Annotated in this window: 3 protein-coding genes; all 3 read left to right on the plus strand. The window is 38.2% G+C overall.

Features of this window, described 5'->3' with window-relative positions; genetic code table 11:
* Positions 1–880 (plus strand): rod shape-determining protein (locus WFK35_RS22360; RefSeq protein ID WP_336734804.1); only part of this gene is annotated, 880 nt, incomplete at its 5' end.
* 27 nt (positions 881–907) lie between these two features.
* On the plus strand, positions 908–1,762 hold the full coding sequence (gene mreC, locus WFK35_RS22365; protein WP_076391391.1) for a rod shape-determining protein MreC: 855 nt from the start codon (positions 908–910) through the stop codon (positions 1,760–1,762).
* Positions 1,755–2,185 (plus strand): rod shape-determining protein MreD (locus WFK35_RS22370; RefSeq protein ID WP_336734806.1); only part of this gene is annotated, 431 nt, incomplete at its 3' end. The genes mreC and WFK35_RS22370, both read left to right, overlap by 8 nt.

The raw sequence follows: 2,185 nt of genomic DNA on the forward strand, positions 1-2,185 counted from the left end.
TGAACAGGCGAAACACATGCAGGGGAAAACTCATGAGGACATCAAAACAATCCGTCCGTTGAAAGACGGGGTAATTGCCGATTTCCATGCTTCTGAACACATGATTAAGGAATTTATCAAAAAAATTCCTGGAATTAAAGGGAAATTTATTCAGCCCGCATTAAGAATCGTGATCTGTATTCCTTCCGGAATTACAGAGGTTGAAAAAAGAGCGGTAAGAGATTCTGCCCAGAAAGTAAACGCTAAAGAAGTTCGTTTAATATACGAACCAATGGCTGCCGCAATAGGGGTTGGAATCGACGTACAGAAACCTGAAGGAAACATGATCATCGACATAGGTGGCGGTACTACAGAAATTGCTGTTGTAGCTTTAGGAGGTATCGTTTGCGATAAATCTGTAAAAATTGCGGGAGATGTATTTACCAACGACATCGCCTATTACTTAAGAACGCATCACAACTTATATATCGGAGAAAGAACAGCGGAGAGAATTAAAATCGAAGTTGGTTCTGCCGTTGAAGACTTAGACGTAGATATCGAAGATATTCCGGTACAGGGAAGAGACCTTATTACAGGAAAGCCAAAAGAAATTATGGTGGGTTATAAAGAGATTGCCAGAGCATTGGATAAATCGATCATCAGAATTGAAGATGCGGTAATGGAAACACTTTCTCTTACTCCTCCGGAATTGGCGGCAGATATTTATAAGACAGGAATTTATCTTGCCGGTGGCGGTGCATTATTAAGAGGTCTTGCAGACAGATTGCACAAAAAGACAGGTCTTCCTGTATTTGTAGCAGAAGATCCGTTGAGAGCGGTTGTTCGCGGAACAGGTATTGCACTTAAGAATATGGATAAATTCAATTTCTTAATTAAATAATTCTAACTTTTTACGAAACACATCTGAATGGGATTTTTGCTGAGATTATTTTCAAAGAATGCGCTATTTGTCTTCTTTATATTTCTGCAAATTATTGCTCTTGTTCTGATATTCTCTAAAAACGCAATGCAGCAATCATGGATTGCAGGGCAGTCTGCTGCTTTCAATTCGTGGGTTTCTGGATATATCGATGAAGGAGTTTCGTATCTTAAGCTGAAACAGATCAACGAAGATCTTGTGGCACAAAATAAAGCCTTGATGGTGGAACTTTACGGAAAACAGGGAGCGAAAAATCCAATGTTCAGAAAAGTTCATGATACGATCGGAGGCGGACAAATCTATACTTTTGTAGATGGGGAGATTGTTTTCAACAGTATCAACAGAAGAAATAACTACTTTACCATCAACAGAGGTCGTAGAGACGGTGTTTTTCCGCAAATGGGCGTGATGGCTCCGAAAGGGATCGCCGGAATCGTTATTAATTCTACAGACAGCTATGCTTTGGTTCAGTCGGTTTTAAGTGTTAATAAAATCAGAATCAATGCTGCCTTAAAAAACTCAGGATACTTCGGAACATTAACATGGAACGGAGACAATTCCAGAGTCATGCATTTGGCGGATATTCCAAAATATGTTGCGTTAAAAATTGGCGATACTGTGGTTACCGATGGAAAATCAGCGATTTTCCCTAAAGGTGTACAGATCGGAACCATTGCGGGATATTCTGTGGATAATAAAACCGGATTCTGGGATATTTCGGTGGAACTAAGTGAAAAAATGGGGGCTTTAAGCAAAGTTTATGTGGTTAAAAACCTCAAAAAAGCTGAAGTTCAGAAGATTCAGGATACCATGCAGGCTGTAATAAAAAAGGAAAATGATTAGCAGGACATTATTTACGGATATATTGATTATGATTTTTCTTGTTTCATTACAGATTTTTGTACTGAACAGGATCACCATTTTCGGAAAGTACACTCCTGTACTTTATCCCGTATTCGTTATGTTTTATCCTTTTTTCAGAAATAAATTTCAGTTTTTAGCATTAAGTTTTCTCATCGGACTTTCCGTAGATGCATTTCTTGGAACTTGGGGAATGAATGCGTTTGCAACCACTTTGATTGCTTATTTCAGAACTTTGATTTTCAGAACTTCTACAGATACTTCCACAGATTTTTTCTCTTTTCAGTCCCTGCAGTGGGCGCAGTTTTTACTGTTTTTATTTTCAAGTATCTTTTTGCATCAGCTTTTAGTTCAGTACATTGAATTCTTCAAGTTCAGCAGATTTTTTGAAATATTGCTTAATGT

Source organism: Chryseobacterium sp. VD8, from assembly GCF_037149975.1.
Taxonomy (GTDB): domain Bacteria; phylum Bacteroidota; class Bacteroidia; order Flavobacteriales; family Weeksellaceae; genus Chryseobacterium; species Chryseobacterium indicum.

Excerpts from the sequence above, each read along its gene's own strand:
- mreC (WP_076391391.1), top strand. The coding sequence starts at position 908 with ATGGGATTTTTGCTGAGATTATTTTCAAAGAATGCGCTATTTGTCTTC.